This is a genomic window from Micromonospora sp. NPDC049081, assembly GCF_040648835.1.
Lineage (GTDB): Bacteria > Actinomycetota > Actinomycetes > Mycobacteriales > Micromonosporaceae > Micromonospora > Micromonospora antibiotica.
The window spans coordinates 1-25650 of the sequence record NZ_JBEZEK010000004.1 but is presented as its reverse complement, the minus strand read 5'-3'; the positions used below and the strand labels follow the sequence as shown (position 1 = coordinate 25650).

Here is a 25650-nt window from a genome sequence, read left to right as displayed (position 1 = left end):
GCTCAGCCACCCCCGACCGGCTCAGCCACCCCCCGACCCGGCGAACCGCACCGCCCCGGTCGACCTGCCGGCTCAGCCACCCCCGGACCCGGGGAGCCGCACCGCCCGGGGCGTGCGGCCCGGGGTGGCGCGGCTGGGGGAGGATGCGGGCATGCTGTTGATCGTCCCCGCCGACCCGCTGCGCCCCCGTCGAGCGGACCCGCACTTCGCGCCGGAGGCGCAGGCCGCCCGCGAGGCCGGCCACCGGGTGGCCGTCGTCGACCACGACGCGCTCGCGGCGGGCCGCGACCCGGGGCGGGCGGTCGCCGGGGTCCCCGCCGACGACGACGCGGTCTACCGGGGCTGGATGCTGCCCGCCACCGGGTACGCCGGATTCGCCGAGGCGCTCCGCGCCCGGCAGGTGACCCTACGCACCGACCCCGACCAGTACCGCCGCGCCCACGAGCTGCCCGGGTGGTACGCCACCGCGGCGACGCTCACCCCCGAGTCCCGTTGGACGGTCGGCGTCGACCGGGCCGACTTCGACCGGGCGCGCACCGGGCTGGGCACCGGCCCGGCCGTGCTGCGTGACTGGACGAAGTCCGCCAAGCACCACTGGCACGAGGCGTGCTTCGTCCCCGAGCTTTCCGACGCGGAGGCCGCCTGGCGGATCGCGACCCGGCTGCGCGAACTGCGCGACGACGACTTCACCGGTGGTTTCGTGCTGCGCCGGTTCGAACCGCTGTCCGGTGTCGAGGTGCGCACCTGGTGGGTCGCCGGCCGGTGCGTGCTCACCGGCCCGCATCCGGACACCCCGGGGGAGCTTCCCGACGCCCCGGTGGACACCGGGCCGCTGGCCCCCGTGCTGTCCGCGCTCGGTCTGCCGTTCGTCACCGCCGACCTGGCCCGGCATGCCGACGGTCGGTGGCGGCTGGTGGAGATCGGCGACGGCCAGGTCAGCGACCGCCCGTCCACCATGGCCCCGCAAGCCCTGGTCGCCGCCCTCACCTGACGGCGGTCGGTGCCGGGCGACCCGCCCAGCCGGTGGTGATCAGCAGCAGCGCGGCCAGGTAGGTGGTCATCACCCACAGCCCGTGGCCGGGCAGTCGGACACCCGTCGCCTCGACCCCGATCAGCAGGTCGGACAGGAGGAACAGCGCACCTCCGGCGGCCACCCGCCGGGACACCCCCCAGCCGGCGGCGGCCATCAGGCTCAGCGCCAGGCTGTAGCCGAGCACCGGCAGCCGCAGGTCGCCCAGCCGACCCCAGAGCAGCGCGTTCCCCGCCGACCACAGGGTCAGGTATCCGGCGACTGCCCCCGCCGGTGGCCGCCGGTGGCGCAGGAACGCCGCCAGGAACGCCGCCTGGGTGCCGAGGAAACACCCCATCCCGATCAGGAACGCGGTGGTGCCGGGGACCAGCAGCGCCACGTCACCCGCCGTCGCGCAGACCAGCCCGGTCGCCACCGGGTCCCACCGCCGCCGTACGGTGAGCAGCCAGCCGAGCAGCAGCGGGGCGAGCAGCGGCTTGGCCGCCCACTGCACCGCTGCCGAGTCGAGCGCGACCCCGGTCAGCTCCACGGCGGTGACCAGCCCGAACGACCCGAGCAACCATCGTCCCGCCGCCCTGGCCGGCCGTGTCTGCTCCGCCGACCCGTTGCGGTGCGGCGCGGGACGCCCGGGTGGGCGGTCGGGTCGGGAGCGGCTCATCGGGCGGGCTGCCAACCGGGGCGGCCGAGGACATGCCCGAGCCGGTGCCGCCACGAGCCGGCCCGCCGGACGTCGGCCCAGATCGCCGCGTACTCGTGGGTGGCCACCCGCAGCGGGTTGTAGGTGCCGATGTTCGTGGTCAGCCCGTACCGGACGGGGGTGCGTTCCGGGGCGAAGCTGCCGAAGAGCCGGTCCCAGACGATCAGGATGCCGCCGTAGTTGCGGTCCAGGTACTCGCGGTTCGCCCCGTGGTGCACCCGGTGGTGCGACGGGGTGTTGAAGACCCACTCGACCGGCCGGGGCAACCGGTCGATCCGCTCGGTGTGCAGGAAGAACTGGTAGAGCAGGCTGACCGACTGCTGGAGGAAGATCATCCAGGGTGGGATGCCGAGCAACGCCAGCGGCAGCCAGAACGGCAGCGAGGTCATCGGCGTCCAGCTCTGCCGCAGCGCGGTGGACAGGTTGAAGTGCGTGCTGGAGTGGTGCACCACGTGGCTGGCCCAGAACAGGCGTACCTCGTGGTGGGTGCGGTGGAACCAGTAGTAGGCCAGGTCGTCGGCGAGGAACAGCAGCACCCAGGTCCCGACGCTGGTGGGGGAGAGCTGCACCGGGGCGACGGTCCACAGCGCGACGTAGAGACCGATGGTGAGCAGTTTCCACGGGAAGCCGATCAGTTGGCTGCCGGCGCCCATGGTGAGGCTGGTGGCGGTGTCCCGCCGCTCGTAGCCGCGTTCGTCGTCGTCCGGCGCGAACCGGTACGACCACGCCTCGACGGCGATGAGCAGCAGGAACGCCGGTACGGCGTAGAGCACGGCGGGGATCATGCGCGACGTTCCCTTCCGGGGGACGGGCGGCGGGGGTGGACGCCCGGGACGGGTCGGCGGGTGGGGGTGGGTAGCGGTCGGCGGGTGGGGGTGGGTAGCGGTCGGCGGGTGGGTGGCGGTCAGCCGGTGGGGGCGGTGAGGGACGCGGTGAGCAGGGTGTGGGCCTCGGTGGCGGCGTCGTCGCCCCGGCCGTCGGCGATCGCGGCGGCCAGCCGGCGGTGCCCGGCGACGTCCAGCAACTCGGCCGCGCGTCGCTGTGGCGGCACCTCCCCGACGGCCAGCGCCCCGGCCACCAGGCTGTTGAAGGAGAGCAGGTAGGCGGTGTTGCCGCTGCCGGTGACGATGTGCCGCCACAGCGCGATGTTCGCCTCGGCCATCGCGGCCAGGTCGGGCGCGAGCGCGGCGAACCGTTCCACGGTGTCGACCACGACCTGCCCCACCGTCCCGCCGGCCCGGACGGCGCAGCGCCGGGCCGCGTCGACCCCGACGCAGGCGCGCATCTCCAGCATGTCCCGGACCAGGTGCTCCACCGGCAGCACGTCGCCGGACTGGACGAGGGACAGGGCCAGGTCGAGGCCGGCGTGCACCCGCCAGTCCAACACCCGGGTGACGCCACCCTGGCTGACCCGCAGCAGCCCGAGCTGTTGGAGCCGGCGCAACGCCTCCCGCACGGCGTGCCGGTTGACCGCGAACGCGGCGGCGAGCTCGCGTTCACCGGGCAGCGGGTCGCCCGGGCAGTGCCGCCCGCTGACGATGGCGTCGCGGAGCTGGGCGAAGACGTGGTCGGAGACGGAGCTGCGGGGCACGGGGACGAAGGCCACGGCAGCAGTGTGCCGGCGCACCCATCAACCCGTCAACTGGTTGGACCAGTCGTACGGAAAGAAACGGCGGCCGGGTCGGGTGACCCGGCCGCCGTCCCGACGGACCTCACCGGTGGCCGTTGCCGGGTGCCCGGCAGCGGCCGTCCGGACCTCAGGCCCGGCCGCGCTCCCGGCGGTAGCGGCGGATCAGCGCCGCCGTGGAGGAGTCCACGTCGGACAGGTCCGGCGCGTCACCGGTCAGCTTCGGCGCGAGCTGGTTGGCCATCACCTTGCCCAGCTCCACCCCCCACTGGTCGAACGGGTTGATGTTCCACACCGCGCCGCAGGTGAACACGATGTGCTCGTAGAGCGCGATGAGCTGGCCCAGCGTCGACGGGGTGAGCTTCGGCGCGATGATCGAGGTGGTCGGGTGGTTGCCCGGCATCACCCGGTGCGGCACCACCTCGGCGGGGGTGCCCTCCGCCTCGACCTGCTCCGCCGTCCGGCCGAAGGCCAACGCGGCGGTCTGCGCGAAGAAGTTCGACATGAACAGGTCGTGCATCTCGCCCAGGTCGTGGTTGGGCTGGCTGAACGCGATGAAGTCCGCCGGGATCAGCACGGTGCCCTGGTGGATGAGCTGATAGAAGGCGTGCTGGCCGTTGGTGCCCGGCTCGCCCCAGAAGATCTCCCCGGTCGGGTGGTCGACCGGCGTGCCGTCCAGGGTCACCGACTTGCCGTTGCTCTCCATGGTCAGCTGTTGCAGGTACGCCGGGAACCGGTGCAGGTACTGCGAGTACGGCAGCACGGCGTGGGTCTGCGCGCCGAGGAAGTCGACGTACCAGACGTTGAGCAGGCCCAGCAGCGCCGGCAGGTTCCGCTCCACCGGCGCGGTACGGAAGTGCTCGTCGACGGCGTGGTAGCCGGCCAGCAACTCGCGGAACCGGTCCGGCCCGACCGCCAGCATCACCGACAGCCCGACCGCCGACGGCAGCGAGTAGCGGCCACCCACCCAGTCCCAGAAGCCGAACATGTTCTCCGGGTCGATGCCGAAGTCGGCCACCCGCCCCGCGTTGGTGCTCACCGCCACGAAGTGCTTCGCGATCGCCGCGTCGTCGTCGGCGTCCAGGCCCGACAGCAGCCACGTCTTGGCCTGCTCGGCGTTGGCCAGCGTCTCCTGCGTGGAGAAGGTCTTCGACACCACCACGAACAGGGTGCTCGCCGGGTCGAGGTCGTGGGTCTTGTCGTGGATGTCGGTCGGGTCGATGTTGGAGACGAACCGGCAGGTGATCCCGCCGTCCCGGTACGCCTTGAGCGCCTCGTACGCCATCACCGGGCCGAGGTCGGAGCCGCCGATGCCGATGTTGACCACCGTGCTGATCCGCTCGCCGGTGTGCCCGCGCCACTGCCCGGAGCGGACCCGCTCGCTGAACGCGGCCATCCGGTCCAGCACCCGGTGCACGTCGGCGACCACGTCCTGACCGTCCACCGTCAGCGCGGCGTCGCGCGGCAGCCGCAGCGCGGTGTGCAGCACGGCCCGGTCCTCGGTGGAGTTGATGTGCTCCCCGGCGAACATCGCGGCGATCCGGTCGGTCAGCCCGACCCGCCCGGCCAGCGCGGTGAGCAGCCCGATCGTCTCGTCGGTGACGAGGTGCTTGCTGTAGTCGACGTGCAGGTCGGCGACCTCGCCGGTGAGCCGCTCACCCCGTTGCCGGTCGGCCGCGAACAGCTCCCGCAGGTGGGTGCCGCGCATCGTCTCGGCGTGCTTGCGCAGCGCCTGCCATTCGTCGGTGGTGGTCACACTCGCAGCCATCGGGTCGATCTTCTCCTTCACGACGGTCGTCGGCGCGTGGTGCCGCCGACGGTTCGCGTCCCAGCCTGCCACCCGGGGCGCGGCCACGCGACGCGACCCGGCGCAGCCGCCGCCCCGGGGTGGCCGGCGACACGCCAATGCGACAGGTGTACGACACGCCGGGCACGGGGCGACACCGGATCGTCGCCGACAGTAGGCTCGCCGTGCCCTGCCCCCTTCGGCCCGGGAGGACCCATGGCGACGGTGATCGGTCCCCGCCGTTCGACCCCCACGGACGAGCCCGCGGCGGAGGCCGGGTCGGCGGAGGCCGGGCTGGATCTGCCGGAGTTGGCGGACGGCGGATGGATGCACCACGCCACCGAGTTCGCGCACACCAGTTTCCGGTCGGTGGCCCGTCGGCTGCCCCGGCTGGTGCGCGAGGCCATCGCGTTGGCCTGGGCGACCAACCGTCGCGACACCCTCGCCGCGATCGGTCTGAACCTCGCCGCCGGGGTGATGACCACCCTCGGTCTGCTCGCCACCACCGGGGTGCTGCGCGAGTTGTTCGCCGCCGGTCCGACGCCCGACCGGGTCCGGGCCGCGCTGCCCGCGCTGGTCCTGGCCGCCGCGGCGGTGGCCGTGAAGGGCACGTTGACCGTCACCGCCGGCTGGGCGCAGGCCCGGCTGATCCCACAGATCAACTACGCGGTGGAGCTGCGGTTGTTCGAGACCACCACGGCGGTCGAGCTGGCCGCCTTCGACGACGCCGGTTTCGCCGAGGAGATGGACCGGGTCCGTGACCGGGGGATGGCCGAGGCGGCGTCGATCGTCGACCACACCGTCAACCTGATCACCGGGGTGGTGGGCGTGCTCGCCACCGCCGCCGCGGTGACCGTGATCCAACCGGTGCTGCTGCCCTGCCTGCTGCTGGCTGCCGTGCCGGAGGCGGTCACCGCGGTGCGGATGGCCCGCCGGCAGTACCTGGACATGCTGGCCCGGATCAACCGCCGCCGCCGGATGTGGATGCTCGCCCACCTGATGGCCAACCGGCACACCGCCGCCGAGGTGCGCGCCTACCAGATGCGGGACTTCCTGCTCGCCGAGTTCCGCCGGATGATGACCGTCGAGACGGCCGCGCTGCTGCGGCTGGCCCGGGCGCAGAGCCGGACCAGGGCCGTCGGGATGTCCGTCGGCGGGATCGCGGCCTTCGCGGTCTACGCCGTGCTCGGCGGGCTGCTGCTCACCGGCGTGGTCGCGCTCGCCGCGGCGGCGACCGCCCTGCTCGCCCTCCAGTCGGCGCGCAGCAGCCTCGCGCTCGCCGTCTACGCCACCAACAACCTCTACGAGGACGCCCTCTACTACCAGGACTACCGGGACTTCCTCGACCGGGCCGACAGCCGCACCGCCGCCGGGCAGGGGCGGCCCACCGCCGGCTTCGAGCACATCGAGCTGGACCGGGTCAGCCTGCGCTACCCGGACACCGACGCCCCGGCGGTGGACGAGGTCAGCCTGACCATCCGGCGGGGCGAGGTGATCGCCCTGGTCGGTGAGAACGGCTCCGGCAAGACCACGCTGGCCAAGCTGATCGCCGGCCTCTACCGGCCCACCGGCGGGGTGATCCGGTGGGACGGCGTCGACGTCGCCGAGTTGGACCCGGCGGCGACGGCGGCCCAGGTGGCGGTGATGACCCAGGAGTGGTGGAAGTTCCCGTTCACCGCCGCGCAGAACATCCGCATCGGCCGGCACGACCGGCCCCCGGACGCGGCCGGCCCGACCGTCGAGGACGCCGCCCGGTCGGCCGCCGCGCACGACATGATCGCCGGGCTGCCGTTCGGCTACGACACCCTGCTGGCCCGGGAGTTCAAGAACGGCCACGACCTCTCCGGCGGGCAGTGGCAGCGGCTGGTGGCCGCCCGGGGCCTCTACCGCGACGCCCGGTTGCTGATCTGCGACGAGCCGTCGGCCGCCCTCGACGCCCGCGCCGAGCACGCGCTCTTCGAGCACCTGCGGCGGCGGCCCGACCGGACGGTCGTGTTGATCACCCACCGGTTGGCCAACGTCCGGCACGCCGACCAGATCTTCGTGATGGACCACGGTCGGCTGGTGCAGCAGGGCGACCACGACACGCTGATGGCCGCCGACGGGCCCTACCGGGAGCTGTTCGAGTTGCAGGCGAGCGGCTACCTCGCCGCCACCGAGTGACGGCGGCTCAGGCATCGACGTTCGTTGAACTCTGGGAGATGTTTCGATAGCGTCACCGGGTAACCCCTCGACCTCGGCGGTGGCGGCTGAGCGACGGCACAGGCGGGAGTGGCCTCCGGGCGACCACCCCGCCTCCCGGGCCGGCCACCGCACTCGGGCGAAAGGTCGGGACGGTGCACCCCTCACCGTCTTGAAAGGCCTCTGCCATGAACCATGTGTCCGCCCGCAGCAGCGGGCGTCGGACCACACCACCGCGGCTGCGTGCCGCACTGGTCTCGATCGTTACCGGCGTGGTCGCCGTCGGCACCACCGTCGCCCTCGCCTCCAGTGCCAGCGCCGGCACCACCCTCGGTGCCGCCGCCGCCGAGACGGGCCGCTACTTCGGCACCGCGGTGGCGGTGAACAGGCTCTCCGACTCCGTCTACGTCGGCATCCTGAACCGTGAGTTCACCTCGGTGACCGCCGAGAACGAGATGAAGTGGGACGCCACCGAGCCCAGCCCGAACCAGTTCACCTACGCCAGCGGCGACAAGCTGGTCAGCCACGCCGAGGCCAACGGGATGCGGGTCCGCGGTCACACGCTGGCCTGGCACCAGCAGCAACCGCGCTGGACGGCGGTCCTGTCCGGCACCGCCCTGCGCAACGCCATGCTCAACCACGTCACCCAGGTCGCCACCCACTACCGTGGCAAGATCCACGCGTGGAACGTGGTGAACGAGGCGTTCGCCGACGGTGGCAGCGGTGCGCGTCGGGACTCCAACCTGCAGCGCACCGGTGACGACTGGATCGAGGCGGCGTTCCGGGCCGCCCGCGCCGCCGACCCGGGCGCGAAGCTCTGCTACAACGACTACTACACCGACGGGCAGAACCCGAAGAGCAACGGCGTGTACGCCATGGTCCAGGACTTCAGGGCCCGGGGCGTGCCGATCGACTGCGTCGGCTTCCAGTCCCACTTCACCGCCCAGTCGCCGGTGCCGTCGGACTACCAGGCCAACCTCCAGCGTTTCGTCGACCTCGGCGTCGAGGTGCAGATCACCGAGCTGGACATCGAGGGCTCCGGCAGTTCCCAGGCCGACAGCTACTCCCGCGTGGTCAGCGCCTGCCTGGCGGTCTCCCGCTGCACCGGCATCACCGTTTCCGGCATCCGGGACACCGACTCGTGGCGGTCCAGCGCCACCCCGCTGCTCTTCGACGGCAACGGTGCCAAGAAGGCCGCGTACACCTCCACGTTGGACGCGCTCAACGCGGGCGGCACCACCGTCCCGCCGACCACACCGCCGACGACGACCCCGCCGCCGACCACGCCGCCGCCCGGTGACGGTGCCTGCACCGCGGCGGTGTCGGTGAACTCCTGGCCCGGCGGCTTCGTGACCACCGTCAAGGTCACCGCCGGCCCGGCCGGGCTCGACGGTTGGGTGGTCAACCTGCCCCTGCCGTCGGACGCCACCGTCACCAACGCGTGGAACGCGCAGCACACCGGCACCTCCGGTGCGGTCAGCTTCCGCAACGTCAGCTACAACGGCACCGTCGGTGCGGGAGCCGGCACCGAGTTCGGTTTCCAGGGCACCGGCAACGGTCCCACCGGCACGGCGACCTGCGCCCGCGCCTGACCCCGGTCTGATCCCGGCCCCCACCCGGCGCGACGGCGACGACCGTCGCGCCGGGCCGGCCGGCCGCTCGTGGCACCCGGCCGCCCATGGCACCCGGGCGACGGGCGGCTCACACCGCCGTCACCGGATGCCGGACCACTCCGTCGAAGAGGTACCCGAGGTCGTTGCCCGGGGCCCGGTCGGGCTGACCCCGACCGGTCACGTCCACCGCGCGGGCCCGCAGCGTCCACCGGCCGGCGGTCGGCGGACACCACCGCGTCGACCACCGTTGCCAGGGCCCGCCCCGGTCCGCCCCGACCAGCGTGGCGGGCTGCCACCCGTCGCCCGTGTCGACCTCGACCCGGTCGATCGGACCGGCCCCGGACCACGACCGGCCGGTCAGCGTGGTCTCGACACCGGCCGCCAGCCGGGCGTCCCAGGGCAGCTCGAACGCGCTCTTGACCGACTGCGTGTCGACCGGCCCACCGTCGACCGGCCGGCCGGGTCCGAACATCCGGTAGAGGCTGGTGTTCCACGGGGAGAACAGCGCGACGGTGGAGACCTCGATCGCACCGACCCACTTGATCGAGGAGATCCCGATCCAGCCGGGCACCACCACCCGGACCGGGAAGCCGTGGTCGGGTGGCAGCGGCGCACCGTTCATCTCGTACGCCAGCAGCACGTCGTCGAGGGCCTTGCCGATCGGCAGCGGACGGCGTACCCGGCCGAGGTCGACACCCCCGCTGACGTACGGCGGGTCCAGGCCCTCCGGCATCACGTCCACCGCGTCGGGGGTCAGCCCGGCGTGCCGTAGCACGGTGGCCAGCGGCACCCCGCGCCAGCGGGCCACCCCGACACCGCCGAGCCGCCACTGCACCCCGGAGGCCGGGGTGTCCTGCTGGCTGGCGAAGAAGTGCCGCCCGTTGCCGGCGCACTCGACCAGGGCGGGCAGCTCGACGGCGGGTAGCGCCCGCAGGTCGGCGTAGCCGAATACGATCGGGGCGTCCCGGGTCGGTGTGTCGCGCAGGCCGTCGCCGTACAGCCGCAGTCGCCAGGTGTCGGCGTCGATGCGGGGGGTGTGGGTGTGGTTGCGGACGAAGAACCGGTCGTTCGGCACCACGTACCCCTGGCCGGACATCGCCTCCCACCGCATCTCGGCGTTGCCGTCGCGGGGCGTGAGCTGCGCGGGGTCGAGCGGTTTGATGATGCCCGGGGCCACCCCGACCGGCCCGGCGGCGGGCGTGACCGGCTCCCGTGTGCCGGTGGCGGGCGTGACCGGATCCCGGGTGTCGGTGGCGGCGGCGAGGGCGCTCATCGCCGTGCCCACCGCGATCAGCTCGGCCCGGGACACCCCGGGGTCCCGGGCCTGACCGGCCAGCCACTGCCGGGCCCGGCGGGCGTCGTGGTCTGCCTCGTCGTACGACACAACGGTGGACACCGGGGCTCCTTCGGCTCGGCGACGGTAACTCCTATTGAATCAGTAGGAGTTACCCGCCGGGCAGGACCACTGGCCGACCACGGCCGGGGCCATTCGGTCAGATCGCGGCGGCCAGCGTCACCACCCCCGCCGCGACCAGCACCCCGGCCCAGAGCCGGTCCACGTTGAACCAGGCCCGGCGCAGCATCCCGACCCCCAGCACCTCGTACACCACCAGCGCGACGGTCGATGCGACGCCCAGCATGACCAGGGTGTGCACCCCGGCCGCGGCCAGTCCCGGCAGCGCGCCGGCCGGTGCCGCCGCCAGGTGCCCGGCGTGCCCGCCGGCCGGCTGCGGGTCGGCCAGCAGCACCGGCAGCAGCATCAGCCCGGCGCCGTGCGCCGACGACATCAGGAACGACCAACCGGCCACCTGCGCCGCCGACAGCCGCATCCCGGCCCAGCGGAAGTGCCGCTGCGACAACAGCCGCCACAGCCCGAAACCGACCAGCACCGCCCCGCCGGTCACCGTCAGCGCGGTGCTGGCCGTGACCGAGCGGGTGGCGGTGACCAGCGCGGCGACCACCGCCACCGAGGCCAGATGACCCGCCGCGACCGGGGGCAGCGCGGCCAGCAGCGCCGCCCGGCGACGCTCCTGCAACCCCCGGGCGACCGCGAGGAGCCACCCCATCGCCGGGTTCAACCCGTGGAACGCGCCGAGCGCCACCAACGCCAGCAGGGTCCGCCCGGTCACGGGAAGCAGTACGAGTCGGAGCTGGCGTCGCCGCCCTGCAACCGGGTCTGGTGCACCCGCAGCCCCCGGAACTCCGTGCCGCGCGGGAAGAACCGCACGTCCGGGGTGAGCCCGCCGCGTTCCGGGTCGACGTCCAGCTTGGCCAGCCAGGCGCCCACCCCGTCGGGATAGAACTGGTCGTCCCAGGAACCGTAGAGCGAGTTGCTGACGTAGACCCGCCGGCCGTCCCGGCTGATCTCCACCATCTGCGGGCCACCGGCCAGGGGCTCGTCCGGCGCGGCCGGGTGGGCGGTGCGGGCCGCGATGCCGCCGAGCCGCACCGAGCCGACCAGCACCGGGTGGAACGGGTCGCTGACGTCGTACTGGCGCAGCTCCCCGGTGCCCCAGCAGGAGACGTAGAGGAACCGGTCGTCCACCGACAGGTCGATGTCGGTGACCAGCGGTGGCACCGCCCCGAACGGCTTGAGCAGGTCCGGCAGGTCGGCCGGATCGGCGGGTTCCGCCGGGATGTCGATCACCCGGGTCACCGTCCACGGGGCATCCGCACCCGCGCCGTCGCGGTGCCACAACCAGACCGACGCGGACAGGTCCTCGACGCTGATCACCACCCCCACGAAGCCGTACGACCGGGTCGGGTCGTGCGCGGGGCGCAGTTCGAGCGCCATCTGGTACTGGTCGCCGAGGTCGACCCGCTGCACGTGCCGGCGCTTGGCGAGGTCCCAGAAGTGGATCGCGTGCCCGTATTTCCGCCCCAGCAGCAGCTCGCCGACGATGCCGTCCTCGATCATCGACGGGGTGCCCCACTCGCTGGTGACCAGGACGTCCTGGGTGAGGTGCCACCACACGTCGTACGCCAGGAACTGCGGGCCCCGGTCGGCCTCCCAGGCGCCCCGGACGGCGAACGTGGTGTGGTCGAGCACGGCGATGCCGCCGGGACCCTCGGCACCGTCGACGCCGCCGAGCGCCGACAGGTAGATGCCGTCGGGGCCGCAGTGCACAGTGTGCGGGCGGGAGTAGCCGGACTTCTCGGCCAGCTCCTGTGCGCCGATCACCTTCACCAGCTGCGGGGCGCGCGGGTCCGGCCGGGTGTCGAACACGTGGATGCGCGACGACCGCAGCCCCGGCACGATCAGGTAGCGCCGCTCGACGTGCGGGTGCGGTGCGGTGGGGCAGAGCGCGCTGCTGCACGCGTTCCACCCGAAGTGGTGCAGCTCGTCGCCGGTGTGCGGCAGGTCGGTCCAGCCGACCACCCGGCCGTAGTCGGCGGATTCCGGGTCGGTGTCGAGCACGACGATAGCGTCCGGCCGCTGCGCCGCACGGTCGAACGCGGCGACGTAGGCCAGCTTCTCGGCGGGCGCGGTGGCCGCCTCGCGGGGGGAGGGGTAGAAACTCGGGTCGGGTGTCCAGCGGGTCATGGTCGGCTCCGGGGTGTCAGAGGGCGGGTACGCCGAGGCGGTCGAGTAGCCGGCGACGCAACGCGCCGAAGGCGGGCTGGTCGGGGGAGCGGGCCGGTCGGTCGGCGGACCGACCGGCGGGGTCCAGGTCGACGGGGATCTCCTCGGCGATGACGCCCCCGTCGAGCAGCAGGATGCGGTCGGCGAGCAGCAGCGCCTCCTCGACGTCGTGGGTGACCAGCAGGGCGGCGAAGCCGTGCTCGGCGCGTAGCCGCCGCAGCAGGGACTGCATCCGCAGTCGGGTCAGCGCGTCGAGTGCCCCGAACGGCTCGTCGAGCAGCAGCAGGTCCGGCTCCCGGACCAGGGCCCGGGCCACCGCGACGCGTTGCGCCTGACCGCCGGAGAGTTCCGCCGGCCAGGCCCGGTGCCGGTCGGCCAGACCCACCTCGGTCAGCGCCCGGTCCACCCGGGAGCGCACGTGGGGGCCGGTCAACCCCAGCGCGACGTTGTCGCCGACCCGTTTCCAGGGCAGCAACCGGTGTTCCTGGAAGACCACGGCGGCGGTGCCGCGCACCCGGGTCCGGCCGGTGGCCTCGGCGTCCAGGCCGGCGAGGACCCGCAGCAGGGTGCTCTTGCCGGACCCGCTGCCGCCGAGCAGCGCCACCACCTCACCGGCGGCGATGGTCAGGTCGATCCCGGCGAGCACCGGCCGGCCGTCGAAGGCCCGCCGCACCCCGTGGGCGGTCAGCACCGCCGCCCCACCGGTCACCCTGCCCACGGCCGTGCCGGTCACCCCGGCCTCCGCCCCGCCGGTCATCCCACCCACCCCGCCGGTCAGCCCGGCCGTGCCGCCGGGTGGACCGGTCAGGTCGCGCGCAGGCCGCGTCGCCATGTCAGGGTCCTCCTCTCCAGGATCCGTAGGGCGAGGTCGGACAGCAGGCCGAGCAGCGCGTAGACGACCAGGCCGAGCACCACCACGTCGGTCTGGCTGAACTCCCGGGCCTCCATCATCAGAAAGCCGATGCCGGTCTGGGCGTTGACCTGTTCCCCGACGACGAGGCTGAGCCAGGCCGCCCCGATCGCCAGTCGCAGCCCGAGGAACAGCGACGGCAGCGCCCCGGGCAGCACCACGTGCCGTAGCCGGGCGGCGGGCCCGAGGCCGCAGGTGCGGGCTGCCTCGACGAGCCGTTCGTCGATGTCCCGGATGCCAGCGTAGGTGTTGAAGTAGATCGGAAAGAACACCCCGAGTGCGACCAGGGTTACCTTCAGCGACTCGCCGATCCCCACCCAGATGATCAGCAGCGGGACGAGTCCCAGGTGGGGCAGCATCCGGGCCATCTGCACCGGCGGGTCGACCAGGTCGTCGCCGAGGCGGAGCAGCCCGGCGGCGACGCCGAGGACCAGCGCCAGCAGCCCGCCGAGGAGCAACCCGACGCCGGCCCGGGTGAGGGAGTCGAGCAGGTGGACGCCGAGGGTCCCGTCGCCGGCCAGTCGTACGCCGGTGGCGAGCACCCGGCTCGGCGCGGGCAGTTTCTCCGGGGCGAGCAGTCCGGCGTGGGCGGCGGCCTCCCACCCGGCGACGAGCACGACCGGGCTGACCAGTCGCCGCCAGCGCAGGCCGGCACGTCGTCGCGGGCCGGCGTCGGGTGGTGCCGCGACGGCGGTCGGTGGCGCGGTGACCAGCACGGTGCTGCTCACTGGAACACCGCGCTGAACCGGTCGTCCACCCGGCCGGCGATGTCGACCGGGCCGGGGACGAGTTCGAGGGTGGTGAAGCCGTCCGCGATGGCCTGGAGTTCGGTGCCGACGGCAGGGGTGACCGGGGCCAGCGGGCGGGCGCTGCGGGCCAGGGCCCGGGTGGTGACGTCCAGCGGGATCTTCAGCTCGGGGGCGAGCACCGTGGCGCGTTCGGCCGGGTTGGCGATCCCCCAGTCGGTGACCTTCCGGTACGTGGTGAGGAAGGCGCGGACGTCGTCGGTGCGGTCCCGGACCACCTCGGGTGAGGCCAGCACGTACTCCCGGTTGCTGGCCAGGCCGGTGGCGTCGGCGAGGACCTTCACCCCGGGCTGCTCGGCGAGGGCGAAGTACGGGTCCCAGATGATCCAGGCGTCGATCTGGCCGTTGTCGAACGCGGGCCGTCCCTCGGCCGGCTTGAGGTACCTGACGGTGATGTCCTTCAGCGTCATGTTGTTGGCCGCCAGCAGCCGGACCAGCAGCCAGTGCACGTTGCTGCCCTTGTTCAGCGCCACCGTCCGGCCGCGCAGGTCGGCGAAGGTCTTCAGGCCGCTGCTCTCCTTGACCAGCACCGCCTCGCCCTGGGGGATCGGGGCGGAGGTGCCGACCACCGAGAAGGGGATCTTCGCGGCGGCGGCGAAGATCGGGGGTGCCTCGCCGACCTGTCCGATGTCGATCGCGCCGGCCTTGAGCGCCTCGGTCAGGGCGGGGCCGCTCTCGAACAGCGACCACTGCGCGTCCGGGGCGGCGTTGCGGGCCTTGACCAGGCTCAGCCCGCCGAAGCGCTGGTAGCCGATGCGCAGCGGGCCGCTGCCGGCCTGGGCGTCGGCGTCGTCGGCGCAGCCGCTGACCCCGCCGACGGCGACCAGGGACAGTGCGGTGAACAGGGCGGTGGCCAGCCGGCGCAGGTTCCTCGGCGGGGTGGACATGTCGGCTCCTCGGGAGTGGACGATGTGCTCGCGACGCCGGAGGTCGGCGGCGGGCAGTAACCTACCAAACCGATAGGTTTTATGGGTAGCCTGTCCTGGTCGTCGTCCCATCCCTCAGGAGGACCCCCGATGCCGCTGACCTTCCATTGGTTCCTGCCCACCTACGGCGACAGCCGCGACATCGTCGGCGGTGGTCACGGCGTCGCGGTCGGCACCGCCGGTGGGGCCCGCCCCGCCACCGTCGCCTACCTCGGGCAGATCGCCCGCAGCGCCGAGCAACTCGGCTTCGTCGGCGCGCTCACCCCGACCGGGGCCTGGTGCGAGGACGCCTGGCTGGCCACCGCGATGCTCGCCGAGGTCACCGAACGGCTGAAGTTCCTGGTCGCGTTCCGCCCCGGCGTGCTCTCACCCACCCTCGCCGCCCAGATGGCCGCCACGTTCCAGCGCCTGTCCGGCGGCCGGCTGCTGCTCAACGTGGTCACCGGCGGGGAGTCCGCCGAGCAACGCGCCTACGGCGACTTCCTCGACAAGGACGCCCGGTACGCCCGCACCGACGAATTCCTGCACGTCGTGCGGTCACTGTGGCGGGGGGAGACCGTCGACCACGTCGGGGAACACCTGCGCGTCGAGGGCGCCCGGCTGGCCCGGCTGCCCGACCCGGTGCCCCCCGTCTACTTCGGTGGCTCGTCCGCCGCCGCCGGCCCGGTCGCCGCCCGGCACAGCGACGTCTACCTGACCTGGGGTGAGCCGCCCGCCCAGGTGGCCGGCAAGCTCGACCACATCCGCGCCCTGGCGGCCGACGCCGGCCGGTCGCCGCGCTTCGGTATCCGGCTGCACGTCATCGCCCGGGACACCGCCGAGGCGGCCTGGGCGCAGGCCGGCCGGCTGCTCGACGGCATCGCCGAGGCCGACATCCGGGCCGCCCAGGAGGGGCTGCGACGCAGCGAATCCGAGGGACAGCGCCGGATGCTGGCCCTGCACGGCGGCAGCCGCGACGGGCTGGAGGTCGCCCCGAACCTCTGGGCCGGGGTGGGGCTGGTCCGGGGCGGGGCCGGCACCGCCCTGGTGGGCAGCCACACCGAGGTCGCCGACCGGATCGCCGAGTACCACGCGCTCGGCATCGACGAGTTCATCCTCTCCGGCCACCCGCACCTGGAGGAGGCGTACTGGTTCGGTGAGGGGGTGCTGCCGATCCTGCGGGCCCGGGGCCTGTGGCGGCATCCGGCGGGCGACCCGGTGGCCGAGGCGACGGCGAGCGTCCCGTTCGCCCCCCAGCCGGCCCGCGGCTGACCCGCCGCCCCCGGCTGACCCGACACCCTCCCGGCTGACCCGCCGCCCCCGGCTGACCCGACTCCGCCGGCTGGCTGGGCGCGTCGGGTCGGTGCCGGCCGGCGAGGGGGGCGTTCCGCTCGCGTGGCGCTCAGGCCCCCGTCATCGCGGCGCGCTCGCGGTTGGCGCGGATCTCGTCGTGGTGGTCGGCGGCCCAGCCGATCAGCGAGGTGACGATCTCGTGCAGGCCGCGGCCCAGCGGGGCGAGGGCGTACTCGACGCGTGGCGGGACCTCGGCGTAAGCGGTGCGGGTGATCAGGCCGTCCTGCCCGAGCTGGCGAAGGGTGAGGCTGAGCATGCGCTGCGAAATGCCGGGGACCTGCCGTTGCAGGTCGGTGTAGCGCAGCGGTCCGGACTCCAGGACCGCGATGATCAGCAGGCTCCACTTGTCGCCGACGCGGTCGAGGGTCTGGCGGATGAACTCCATGTGCTCGGCAGGGATGGCCGCGCACGGCCCGATCGCCGCCGCCCCCGCCCCCGCCTCTGCTCCGTTGACCGACTCCATGACGCACATTCCTCTCCGGCACGCACACCGATGTGCCTTTTGTATCGCCTCCCATGCTGGCCTACCGTTGCGCTACGCACAACTCATAGGAAAAGGAGGTACGTAATGAAAGTGGATATTTGGTCCGAGGTGACGTGCCCCTGGTGCGGCCTCGGGAACCACCGGCTGGCCAGGGCCATCGAGCGGTTCGAGCACGCGGACGAGGTGGAACTGGTCCACCACTCGTTCCCGCTCAGCAGCAGCTTCCCCGAGGGGGTCACCTTCCCCGTCCGGGAGGCCCTGCTCCGCCGGCACGGTGTCGGCGGCAGCCAGGCCGAGACGTCGACCCGGCGGATCGAGAAGCTCGCCGCGAGCGAGGGGCTGACCCCGTACCAGGTGCTGGACAACACGGTGGGCAACACCGACCTGGCGCACGAGTTCCTCGCCCACGCCAGCGCCCAGGGCAGGAACCGCGAGGCCTGGGACGCGATCTTCACCGCCTACTTCGGCCGGGCCGAGCCGGTCTTCTCCTCCGACGACCTGCTGGGGCTCGCCGACGAACTCGGCCTGGACCGTGAGCAGACCCGCCGGGCCCTCACCGACCGCCGCTACCGCCGGCAGGTCCGCGACGACGCGGCCCGCGCCCAGCGCCTGGGGGCGACCGGCGCGCCGTTCATCGTCGTCGACGACCGCTACGGCGTGCCCGGCGCCCAGGACACCGACAGCCTCCTTGAGCTGCTGCGCTCGGTCTGGAACGACAGCCACCCCCGCGCCGGCCACGCCGGCGACGACCCGGTCTGCGGACCGGACGGCTGCGCGGTCCCCCAGCGCGCCTGATCCCGGCTGCCCCACCGCGTGGCCGGACCAGATCCCGGTCGACGGGCTACGCGGCCCCGCCGCTTCCGACGCGCGAAGCGTCCGTGACCACGTCGTACGACCAGGCCCGCCGCCCGGGCTCTGCCCTGACCGGTCGGCCGGCCGCCTGACCCACCCCGGAACCGAACGAAAGGCATCTGATCACCATGAGCAAGAACCTCCTGGTCCTCGGCGGCAGTGGCCGCACCGGCGCGCACGTGCTGGCGTACGCGGCCCAGCGCGGTCACCGCGTCCGCGCGCTCGTCCGCGACCCTGGCAGGGTGCAGGCAACGGCCGGTGTCGAGCTGATCCGGGGCACCCCGGCGAGCATCGAGGACATCCGCCGGGCCGCCGAAGGCGTCGAGGGGGTGATCAGCGTGCTGAACAACGCCCGCGCCTCCGACAACCCGTGGGCCAGGCCGGTCAGCCCGCCGGGATTCATGACCACCGCCGCCCGTCACACCCTCACCGTCATGGGCGAGCAGGGCATCCACCGCATCGTGCTGGCGTCCACGCAGGGCGCGGGCGACGACTGGGCCCGGCTCAACCCGCTGGTCAGGGCGTTCATCAGGCTGTCGAACATCAGGACGGGCTTCGAGGACCACACCGGCGTCGACCAGGTCGTCCGCGCCTCGTCCGGCATCGACTGGACCCTGGCCCGCGCCGTGACCCTGACCGACAAGCCCGCCGGTGGTCCCGTACGGGCCGCCGAGGCCGGCACCGGGAAGCCCGGCGTACGGATCAACCGCGCCGACCTCGCCCGGTTCCTCGTCCGGACGGTCGAGGACGACGCGTGGATCCGCGCAGCGCCGCTGGTCTGGAACGCCCGCGGCTGACCCGTCCCGTCAGGATGCGGGTGGTCCCGCCATCAGCAGGGCCCTCCGCCTCAGGTGGCGGCCAGGAAGTCGGCCAGCACCCGGGTGTGGGTCGAGAAGGCCAGCTCGACCGGCTCGGTGAGGACCAGCCACTCGGTGGCCTCCTCGGTCGGCGTCGACGGGGGCAGCTGCGCGGCCGGCCGCTCCGGCAGCACCCCGAAGATCATCATGGTGCCGCCGTGCGGGGCGCCGTGCACCGCGAACAGCCGGGCCCGCTGCGCCTCGTCGACCAGCCCCGTCTCCTCACGCAGCTCCCGGACCAGCGCCTCGGACCACTCCTCGCCGTACTCGACGAACCCGCCGGGCAGGGCGAGCTGGCCCCGGGCCGGTTCGATGTCCCGGCGCACCACCACCAGGCCGAGCCCGGCGTCGGTCCGTACCGGCAGCAGCGCCACCGCGACCGGGGTGGGGTTGCGCCACACCGTCTGGCCGCAGGCCGCGCAGAGCCGGGGCCAGCCGGCGTCCGGCGGGTAGGCCGCCCCGCAGTAGTGGCAGTGCGCGTACGGCAGGACGGTCATGCCGCCGCACGTTACCGCCCCCGGGCCACCCCGCTCAGGGCAGGTCCGCCGTCGGCCCGGGGTCGGTCGGCCGGTCGTCGCGCAGGATCTCCCGGGCCTCCATCAGGGCGAACCCGAGCAGGTTGAGCCCACGCCAGCGGGCCGGGTCCTCGGCGCGCGGGTCGTCGGGGGCCAGCCCGACCCCCCACACCCGGTCGACCGGGCTGGCCTCCACCAGCACCCGGTCCCCGGTGCCCAGCAGGTACGCCCGCAGGTCGGCGTGCTGGCCGAACTTGGCCAGGCTGCCGGCCAGCACGACGGCGTACCGCTCGGCCTCCCACACCGCCTGGTCGAACCCGCGGACCTGGCGGCCGACCCCCTTGGCCTGCTGCGGGTGGCCGGCGGCGAGCACCCGCTCGCCGGCCTCGGCGTCGTCGAAGAGCAGCGCCTTGCGCCACATCATCCAGTGCTCGGCGGTGGCGAAGCGCCGCCCGTCGACGGTGAACGCCGCCGGCCACCACTGGCTCAGACAGCTGCGGCCGACCGCGCCGTCCCGCTGCGGCTGGTGCCCCCAGAAGCAGAGATAGCGCACCCGCTGCCCGGCGCGGTGCAGGGCGAGGACGTCTTCGGCGCGGCGCATCGACATGCCGCACAGTGTCCCTGCCGGCACCGACAACCCGCGCCCGGGTTTCGCCCGGACCCGGTGCGGGCCCCGGGGTCAGGCCGGCGGCGTGCCGGTGTACGCGGCGATGGTCCGGGCGGCGGCGGCCCGGGCGGCCTGCGGTTCGGTGCCGCCGGCGATGTCGGCCTCGGCCCACGCCTCGCCGCTGAGCGTCATGAAGCGTCGCCCGTCCGCCGAGCCGATCCATTCGGCGGCCTGGTCGGGGGTGACGCCTCCACCGTCGGCGTCGAGGTGGCTGGCCAGGCCGAGCAGGCCGGAGTCCCAGCCGACGCCGACCGCGCCGGGCCCGTACTCGGTCCACCGGACGTCGTCGACGTGGGCGACGTGTTCCAGGGTGAACCGGGTCCGCTCGTCGCCCTCCGGGGTCAGGTGGACCTCGATCCAGCTGGTCTCGTCGCCCATCTCCCAGGTGGCGGCGAAGCTCTTCGGCGGGTCGCAGCGCTGCACCACGCCACCGGCGTTGCCCTCGAACTGGTAGCGGCCGTGCAACCGCAGGTCGCCGGAGATCGGCAGGAACCAGCGCGGGATGCGCTCGGCGTTGGTGCAGGCGTCCCAGAGGTCGTCCAGCGTCGTCGGGTACGTCTGGCTGATGGTCAGCACCCGTGCCTCACCCGCCTCCAGGGTGCGGCTGCCCACGGTGCGTCGTACGGCGCTGATCTGCTGGCTGGTCTCGATCATGAGGTGCTCCGGTGCTCGGTCGGGTCGTCGGTCGTGGTGTGCGCCCGCCGTTCGCGCCGACCCCGGGCGATCTCGGTGGCCAGGGCGTCCAGGGCCGGCGTCCAGAACCGGCGGAATCCCTCCAGCCACCTGTCGACCTCCCGCAGCGGGGCGGGGTCGACCGCGTAGAGCCGGCGGGCGCCCTGCGGGCGGACCGTGGCGAACCCGTTGTCCCGCAACACCTTGAGGTGCTGCGAGACGGCGGGCTGGGTGATCCCGAACTCCTCCTGGATGACCGCGCAGACCCCACCGGCGCTCCGTTCGCCCTGCGCGAGCAGTTCGAGGATGCGCCGGCGTACCGGGTCGCCGAGGACGTCGAAGGCGTGCACGGTCCCCTTTGTATCAGGCATGGCTTATATAAGCAATCAACCCAGTCGAGCGGCGACGGCGGAGCGCAGTTCGGGCAACCGGTCGTGCAGCAGACCCGGGCACTGGGTGCTGGCGAAGTCCTTGTGGCCGTAGATCTGGCTCGCCGGGATGGCGTACTGCTGGCAGGTGAACGCGCAGAACACCACCAGGCTGTCCCAGAGCGCCTGCGGCGGCTGCACGTCGACGTAGATCCCGTCGTTCTCGATGCCGATGGCCTGGCTGTTCTGCCCCACGCAGTGCGCGCCCTGCACCATGCTCTGCCCGTGCAGCAGCGCGTACAGGCTGCCGTGCCGGCCCTCGGTGAGCTGACCGCCCCGGCTGTTGGTGAAGTGCTGCCCGGAGTCCAGCCAGCCGTTGCCGTCCATGTGCAGGTCCTGGATCTCCCGCGAGTTGGCGTACGCGTGGGCCAGGCTGTAGTCGGTCGAGTTCGGGAACGCCGTGTGATGCACGATGATCTTGTTGGGCCGGCTGCCGACCACGCTCACCGGCGACGACGGCGGCCGGGCCCCCCAGGTGGCGCAGTTGGCGATCACCGGCTGGTCGACCCGACCGAGGACGACCCGGCCGTCGGCCGACGTGCTGCCGGTGGTCAGGGCGCTGCCGTGGGTCAGGGCGCTGCCGGTGGGCAGGGCGCTGGTGGTGGTCAGGGTCGGGTCGACGGCGGAGTGGCCCACGGCGGCGGCGTTGGCGGCGGATCCGCCGAACGGGGTCGGCGCGAGCGCCCCGGCGGTGCCGAGCAGGACCGCGCCGCGCAGCACGCTGCGCCGGGACACGGGTACGGACATGGCGGGCTCCTCGGGGGGTGGGGGAGGTGCCGGCCGGTCGACCATTGCGACGACTCCGGGGTGGCCGGGGGGCGTCGCCGGGCCGACCGGGCGGCTGCGGCGCTCCGGTCGGGTCAGCAGGGGCCGTTGCAGGCCAGCACCCGGAGCCGGTCGAGGGTGCCGTTCCAGACGTTCTGGTCGCCCGGGAAGGTGCCCGACGACGCCCACTGCCAGAAGGAGTACGTGGCCCAGCCGGCCGGCAGGGTGCCCACCGTGCCGGCGTACCGGGCGAGCCAGAGCGGGCTGGTGGCGGCGAAGCCGCTGTAGTTGCCGGTGCAGGTGGTCCACCAGTCGGTGGTGGTGTAGATCGTCGCCCAGCGCCCGGTGCGGGCGTAGTACTGGTTGACGAACGACGCGATCCAGTTGCGCATCGCGCTCTGGCTCAGCCCGTAACAGGTCGCGCCGTAGGGGTTGTACTCGATGTCGAGCGCGCCGGGCAGCGTCCGGCCGTCCTTCGACCAGCCGCCACCGTGGTCGACGAAGTAGTTGGCCTGGGTCGCGCCGGTCGTGGTGTCCGGCCGGGCGAAATGGTACGAACCCCGGATCATCCCGACGGTGTACGACCCGTTGTACTGCTGGGCGAAGTACGGGTTGGTGTAGTACGTGCCCTCGGTGGCCTTCACGTAGGCGAACCGGGCACCGTTGTTCCAGGCGGCGGACCAGTTGACGTTGCCCTGGTAGCTGGAGACGTCCATGCCGGGCAGGCCGGCCGGGGCGGCGGTGGCCGGGGTGACGACGCCGAGGGTGGCGGCGGCGACCGTGGTGACGGCCGCCAGTAGCGCGCCCGTGACCGCACGGAGACGGTTCATCTTTCCTCCCTGGGGGATGCCGCGTGGTTACGGCGGGAGCGACGAAAGGAACTGTCAGGTATTAGGTCACGGCCGGAGATAGTTTTCAATAGACTGAATCAAGATTATCTATTTCTGCACGTGGCGCTACCGTCCACCCGCCCGACGGTCACGGTGCGAGCGGATCCGTCCGCCCCGGGTCGCGCGGTCTACCGACGGTCGAGGTGTGGGCGGATCTACCGGCCACGGGTCAGGCGGAGTAGTGGGCGAGGACCTCGGCCGCCGCCCGTTCGCCGGCCAGCACCGCGCCCTCCAGGTAGCCGGCCCACCGGGTCGCCGTCTCGGTGCCCGCCCAGTACACCCGCCCCACCGGCCGGCGCAGCTCGGGACCGTGGTCCCGCCACGCGCCGGGGGTCAACGCCCCGCAGAAGCAGCCCCGGGTCCACTCGTCGGCCGACCAGTCGTACTCGACGAGGTCGTCAGGCTCGGCGGCGGCCGGACCGACCAGCCCCACCAGCGCGGCCAGCACCGCCGCCCGTCGTCGGCCAGGCGACAGCCGGCGCAGCTCCCGGGCCTGCCGGCCGTAGCTGAACGCGGTCAGCACCCCACGCGTCGAACCCGGCGTCGAGTTGTCCACCGTCTCGGTCAGCGGCCCGTCGGTCGACGTGGTCACCCCGGAACACCCGTCGGCCCGCCAGAACGGCGTCGGGTAGACCGCGTGCAGCTTCAACGCCGACCCCATCGGCATCCGCTGGGTCAACGCGTCGCGCAGGGCCGGCAGCGCCGGTGAGTACGCGATCCGGCCCGCCAGCGCCGGGGCCACCGCCACCACCACCGCCCCAGCCGGGTACGCCCCGTCATCGGTGTACGCCACCACCGTGTGCCCGTCCTGGTGGATCGCCCGCACCGGTGCCCCGGACCGTACCGTCCCCGGGGGCAGCGCCGCCGCCATCCGCTCCGCCAGCAGGGCCGGACCGCCCACGATCCGATCCTGCTGGGCACCCCCGGCCATCCCCAGCAGCAACCCGCTCCCACCACCGCTGCGCAGGTAGAACAGCACCTGCAACAGCGACACCTCGTCCGGGTCCGCCGCCAGCAACCCACCGGCGATCAGCCGACCCACGTACCGGGCCGTCACCGGATCGGGCGCGACCGTGGCCAACCAGCCGCCGAGGGTGAGCCGGTCCCACTCGTCCGCCCGGGCCGCCCGCCACGGGGCCGCCGGGTCCACCTCGGCGGCGAAGTCGTCGAGCAGGTTGACCGTCTGCCGGACCGACTCCGGCGGTGTCTCCCGCAGCCGCCCGTCCCAGCGCACCACCGGCCTCCCGTACGCGGCCGACGGGAACGTGGTCAGCCCGTGCTCGGCCACCAGGGCGGCCATCCGTTCCTGGGTCGGGCCGATCCACTGCGCGCCCAGGTCCAGCGCCGTGCCGTCGTCCAGCCGCCGGGTCGCCACCCGCCCCCCGACCCGTTCCCGCGCCTCCAGCACCAGCACCCGTGCCCCACCCCGGCACAACACCGCCGCAGCGGCGAGCCCCGAGAAACCCCCACCGACCACCACCACCCGCACCGCCCGCGCATACCCCACCCACCCGCCGCTACGCCCACCCACCCGCCCCCGCGTCCCGCTGCCCCGATGATCAGAGTGCCGAAAAGCAGACGACACGCCGGGGAAAGTGCTCGTAATTGCAATCTGATCTTGAGTTCGCCTGGTAGCCCGACCAGGGATGCCTTGGTTCGTTAGCAGATCCCGTTGACGAGTGGGGTGTTGTCCACAGCGGTGGTGGGTGTCCACAGGGCGGTAGCGGAGTGTCGCCGCGGTACGCCTACCGGAGGCAGCCTTCGGACATGCATCCGGTGTTGCGAGCGTTGGTGGAGCGGGACGGTGGGGTGGTGACGCGCCGGGTGGTGGTGCAGGTGGTGCCGGCCTGGGTGCTCACCCACGCCCATCGCGTGGGCCAACTCCGGCGGGTCCTGCCCGGCGTCTACGTTGACGCCGCCCTGATCATCCCCACCACCTCCACTGTCTCCGTTGCCCCCGCCTCTTCCGCGTCCACCTCCTCCGCCTCGGGCTCTGCCGCGTCCGGCTCTGCCACGGCTGGCTCTTTCGCCTCCGGCTCGTCCACCTCCGGCTCCCTGGCCGCCGTTGACCTCTGTACTTCCGCCGCCGCCCGCGCGGCCTCCGCTGCCGACAGTGCCGGCGTCGCCGGACATACCGCTGTCTCCGCCGCTGCGTCGCGGTGCGCTTCGGTCACCTTCGGCCGTGCCGCGCCGGGTGCCGTTGCCGGGGTGGGAGCCGTCGGACCCGATGGCGACGAGGCGTTTCGGCTGCTGGACGTCACCCGCCGCCACCGGGCGGCGCTCGCCTGGGCCGACGGGCGTGCGGCGCTGGGCAGCGTCACCGCCCTCGCCGTCTGGGGAGTACGCGGGCAGCCGGACGGGGAGCCGGTGCGCCTGGACGTGATGGCGGGTTGCGGGCTCAGGAGCCGGTCGCACCTCGTGGTCCACCGCCGGGATGACCTCTCCCTCGCCCCACCCGGGGTGCTGATCCGGCGTGGTCTTACGGTGGTGCGGTTGGAACGGGCCCTGGTCGACGCCTGGCCGTTGCTGCCCCCGCAGGATCGCCCCGCTCCGGTGATCAAAGCCGTCAACGACCGGCTCACCACCCCGGAGCGGATCGCCTCGGCGCTCACCGCCGTGCCGAGGCTGACCGGGCGGGCCGGGTTGAGTACCCTGCTCGACCGGCTCGCCGGAGGATGTCGTAGCCCGCTGGAGATCTGGGGACACGACCACGTCTTCACCGGTGCGGGAATGCCCGTCTTCCGCAGGCAGGCCCGGATCGTCGTCGGTCGGCGCACCATCTACCTCGACGTGTACGCCGAGCGGGAGCGCGTCGACTTCGAACTCGACGGCGCGACGACCCATGGTGATCCCCGCGAGCGGGAGATCGACCTACGTCGGGACGCGCTGCTCGCCACCGTCGGCATCCTGGTGGTGCGCTTCGCCCGCCATCGCCTGTCAACGGCGGACTGGAACTGACCCCCTAACGACGGATTGGGATTGACCCCCGGTGGTCGTTTCGTGTTACTTGTCGCGGTCCTTTGCGAGGA

At 73.4% G+C, this 25650-nt stretch carries 26 protein-coding genes; 7 read left to right on the top strand and 19 right to left on the bottom strand.

Annotated elements, in window-relative coordinates; translation table 11 throughout:
* Nucleotides 1-151 precede the first annotated feature (151 nt).
* A complete protein-coding gene (locus tag AB0B63_RS08875; protein ID WP_357016074.1) occupies nucleotides 152-991 on the top strand; it encodes an ATP-grasp domain-containing protein in 840 nt (279 codons plus the stop codon).
* On the opposite strand, the gene AB0B63_RS08870 is transcribed toward AB0B63_RS08875, so the two are convergent.
* From AB0B63_RS08870 to pgi, 4 genes are all read right to left on the bottom strand, one after another.
* On the bottom strand, nucleotides 984-1589 hold the full coding sequence (locus AB0B63_RS08870; protein WP_357016071.1) for a lysoplasmalogenase: 606 nt from the start codon (nucleotides 1587-1589) through the stop codon (nucleotides 984-986). The two genes, AB0B63_RS08875 and AB0B63_RS08870, sit on opposite strands and share 8 nt — an antisense overlap.
* A 95-nt stretch (nucleotides 1590-1684) precedes the next feature.
* The gene (locus AB0B63_RS08865) at nucleotides 1685-2512 is read right to left on the bottom strand and encodes a sterol desaturase family protein (RefSeq protein WP_357016068.1); all 828 of its coding nucleotides are present in this window, start codon (nucleotides 2510-2512) and stop codon (nucleotides 1685-1687) included.
* A 119-nt stretch (nucleotides 2513-2631) separates the two neighbouring features.
* Nucleotides 2632-3333 (bottom strand): GntR family transcriptional regulator, encoded by a 702-nt coding sequence (locus AB0B63_RS08860; RefSeq protein ID WP_357016065.1) that lies wholly within the window; start codon nucleotides 3331-3333, stop codon nucleotides 2632-2634.
* 151 nt (nucleotides 3334-3484) lie between these two features.
* A complete protein-coding gene (gene pgi, locus AB0B63_RS08855) occupies nucleotides 3485-5122 on the bottom strand; it encodes a glucose-6-phosphate isomerase (RefSeq protein WP_357016062.1) in 1638 nt (545 codons plus the stop codon).
* A gap of 234 nt (nucleotides 5123-5356) precedes the next feature.
* Here pgi and AB0B63_RS08850 point away from each other — a divergent pair, with 234 nt between their 5' ends.
* A complete protein-coding gene (locus AB0B63_RS08850; protein ID WP_357016058.1) occupies nucleotides 5357-7303 on the top strand; it encodes an ABC transporter ATP-binding protein in 1947 nt (648 codons plus the stop codon).
* 206 nt (nucleotides 7304-7509) lie between these two features.
* Entirely contained in the window at nucleotides 7510-8913 is a 1404-nt protein-coding gene (locus AB0B63_RS08845; protein ID WP_357016055.1) for an endo-1,4-beta-xylanase, read from the top strand.
* Between the two features lie 109 nt (nucleotides 8914-9022).
* Here the strand turns inward: AB0B63_RS08845 and AB0B63_RS08840 are convergent, their stop codons facing one another.
* The 6 genes from AB0B63_RS08840 to AB0B63_RS08815 all read right to left on the bottom strand — a co-directional run bounded on the left by AB0B63_RS08840 (nucleotide 9023) and on the right by AB0B63_RS08815 (nucleotide 15120).
* On the bottom strand, nucleotides 9023-10330 hold the full coding sequence (locus tag AB0B63_RS08840) for a sulfite oxidase (protein WP_357016052.1): 1308 nt from the start codon (nucleotides 10328-10330) through the stop codon (nucleotides 9023-9025).
* 97 nt (nucleotides 10331-10427) lie between these two features.
* Nucleotides 10428-11063, bottom strand: coding sequence for a hypothetical protein (locus AB0B63_RS08835; RefSeq protein ID WP_357016049.1), 636 nt, complete (start codon nucleotides 11061-11063; stop codon nucleotides 10428-10430).
* Nucleotides 11060-12478: a selenium-binding family protein gene (locus tag AB0B63_RS08830; protein ID WP_357016046.1), complete on the bottom strand. Its 1419-nt coding sequence runs from the start codon at nucleotides 12476-12478 to the stop codon at nucleotides 11060-11062. Before AB0B63_RS08830 ends, AB0B63_RS08835 begins: the two co-directional genes overlap by 4 nt.
* A gap of 16 nt (nucleotides 12479-12494) precedes the next feature.
* The gene (locus AB0B63_RS08825; RefSeq protein WP_357016042.1) at nucleotides 12495-13349 is read right to left on the bottom strand and encodes an ABC transporter ATP-binding protein; all 855 of its coding nucleotides are present in this window, start codon (nucleotides 13347-13349) and stop codon (nucleotides 12495-12497) included.
* Nucleotides 13322-14155 carry an ABC transporter permease gene (locus AB0B63_RS08820; protein WP_357016039.1) on the bottom strand — a complete coding sequence of 278 codons (834 nt, stop codon included), beginning with the start codon at nucleotides 14153-14155 and terminating at the stop codon, nucleotides 13322-13324. Before AB0B63_RS08820 ends, AB0B63_RS08825 begins: the two co-directional genes overlap by 28 nt.
* On the bottom strand, nucleotides 14152-15120 hold the full coding sequence (locus AB0B63_RS08815) for an aliphatic sulfonate ABC transporter substrate-binding protein (RefSeq protein WP_357016036.1): 969 nt from the start codon (nucleotides 15118-15120) through the stop codon (nucleotides 14152-14154). Before AB0B63_RS08815 ends, AB0B63_RS08820 begins: the two co-directional genes overlap by 4 nt.
* Nucleotides 15121-15249: 129 nt before the next feature.
* Between AB0B63_RS08815 and AB0B63_RS08810 the strand changes: the two genes are divergently transcribed.
* On the top strand, nucleotides 15250-16410 hold the full coding sequence (locus tag AB0B63_RS08810; RefSeq protein ID WP_357016032.1) for an LLM class flavin-dependent oxidoreductase: 1161 nt from the start codon (nucleotides 15250-15252) through the stop codon (nucleotides 16408-16410).
* Nucleotides 16411-16540: 130 nt separating this feature from the next.
* Here AB0B63_RS08810 and AB0B63_RS08805 read toward each other — a convergent pair whose 3' ends face one another.
* Nucleotides 16541-16954, bottom strand: a complete 414-nt coding sequence (locus tag AB0B63_RS08805; RefSeq protein WP_357016029.1) for a helix-turn-helix domain-containing protein — start codon at nucleotides 16952-16954, stop codon at nucleotides 16541-16543.
* 105 nt (nucleotides 16955-17059) lie between these two features.
* Between AB0B63_RS08805 and AB0B63_RS08800 the strand changes: the two genes are divergently transcribed.
* Both AB0B63_RS08800 and AB0B63_RS08795 read left to right on the top strand, forming a co-directional pair.
* The gene (locus tag AB0B63_RS08800) at nucleotides 17060-17770 is read left to right on the top strand and encodes a DsbA family oxidoreductase (RefSeq protein ID WP_357016026.1); all 711 of its coding nucleotides are present in this window, start codon (nucleotides 17060-17062) and stop codon (nucleotides 17768-17770) included.
* 185 nt (nucleotides 17771-17955) lie between these two features.
* Complete coding sequence (locus tag AB0B63_RS08795; protein ID WP_357016023.1) at nucleotides 17956-18624, top strand: NAD(P)H-binding protein; 669 nt, start codon at nucleotides 17956-17958, stop codon at nucleotides 18622-18624.
* Nucleotides 18625-18674: 50 nt separating this feature from the next.
* Here the strand turns inward: AB0B63_RS08795 and AB0B63_RS08790 are convergent, their stop codons facing one another.
* The 8 genes from AB0B63_RS08790 to AB0B63_RS08755 all read right to left on the bottom strand — a co-directional run bounded on the left by AB0B63_RS08790 (nucleotide 18675) and on the right by AB0B63_RS08755 (nucleotide 24666).
* The gene (locus tag AB0B63_RS08790) at nucleotides 18675-19181 is read right to left on the bottom strand and encodes an NUDIX domain-containing protein (RefSeq protein WP_357016021.1); all 507 of its coding nucleotides are present in this window, start codon (nucleotides 19179-19181) and stop codon (nucleotides 18675-18677) included.
* Nucleotides 19182-19215: 34 nt separating this feature from the next.
* Nucleotides 19216-19806 carry an NADAR family protein gene (locus AB0B63_RS08785; RefSeq protein ID WP_357016018.1) on the bottom strand — a complete coding sequence of 197 codons (591 nt, stop codon included), beginning with the start codon at nucleotides 19804-19806 and terminating at the stop codon, nucleotides 19216-19218.
* Nucleotides 19807-19878: 72 nt separating this feature from the next.
* Complete coding sequence (locus tag AB0B63_RS08780; protein WP_357016016.1) at nucleotides 19879-20520, bottom strand: SRPBCC family protein; 642 nt, start codon at nucleotides 20518-20520, stop codon at nucleotides 19879-19881.
* Nucleotides 20517-20888 carry a metalloregulator ArsR/SmtB family transcription factor gene (locus AB0B63_RS08775; RefSeq protein ID WP_204922997.1) on the bottom strand — a complete coding sequence of 124 codons (372 nt, stop codon included), beginning with the start codon at nucleotides 20886-20888 and terminating at the stop codon, nucleotides 20517-20519. The genes AB0B63_RS08780 and AB0B63_RS08775 overlap by 4 nt, the downstream gene beginning before the upstream one ends.
* A gap of 36 nt (nucleotides 20889-20924) precedes the next feature.
* Nucleotides 20925-21713 carry a peptidoglycan recognition family protein gene (locus AB0B63_RS08770; RefSeq protein WP_357016012.1) on the bottom strand — a complete coding sequence of 263 codons (789 nt, stop codon included), beginning with the start codon at nucleotides 21711-21713 and terminating at the stop codon, nucleotides 20925-20927.
* Between the two features lie 113 nt (nucleotides 21714-21826).
* Nucleotides 21827-22561, bottom strand: coding sequence for a lysozyme (locus AB0B63_RS08765; protein ID WP_208566571.1), 735 nt, complete (start codon nucleotides 22559-22561; stop codon nucleotides 21827-21829).
* A 229-nt stretch (nucleotides 22562-22790) separates the two neighbouring features.
* On the bottom strand, nucleotides 22791-24128 hold the full coding sequence (locus AB0B63_RS08760; protein ID WP_357016008.1) for an FAD-dependent oxidoreductase: 1338 nt from the start codon (nucleotides 24126-24128) through the stop codon (nucleotides 22791-22793).
* 397 nt (nucleotides 24129-24525) lie between these two features.
* A complete protein-coding gene (locus AB0B63_RS08755; protein ID WP_357016005.1) occupies nucleotides 24526-24666 on the bottom strand; it encodes a hypothetical protein in 141 nt (46 codons plus the stop codon).
* Between the two features lie 163 nt (nucleotides 24667-24829).
* Here AB0B63_RS08755 and AB0B63_RS08750 point away from each other — a divergent pair, with 163 nt between their 5' ends.
* The gene (locus AB0B63_RS08750) at nucleotides 24830-25579 is read left to right on the top strand and encodes a DUF559 domain-containing protein (protein WP_357016002.1); all 750 of its coding nucleotides are present in this window, start codon (nucleotides 24830-24832) and stop codon (nucleotides 25577-25579) included.
* Nucleotides 25580-25650 lie beyond the last annotated feature (71 nt).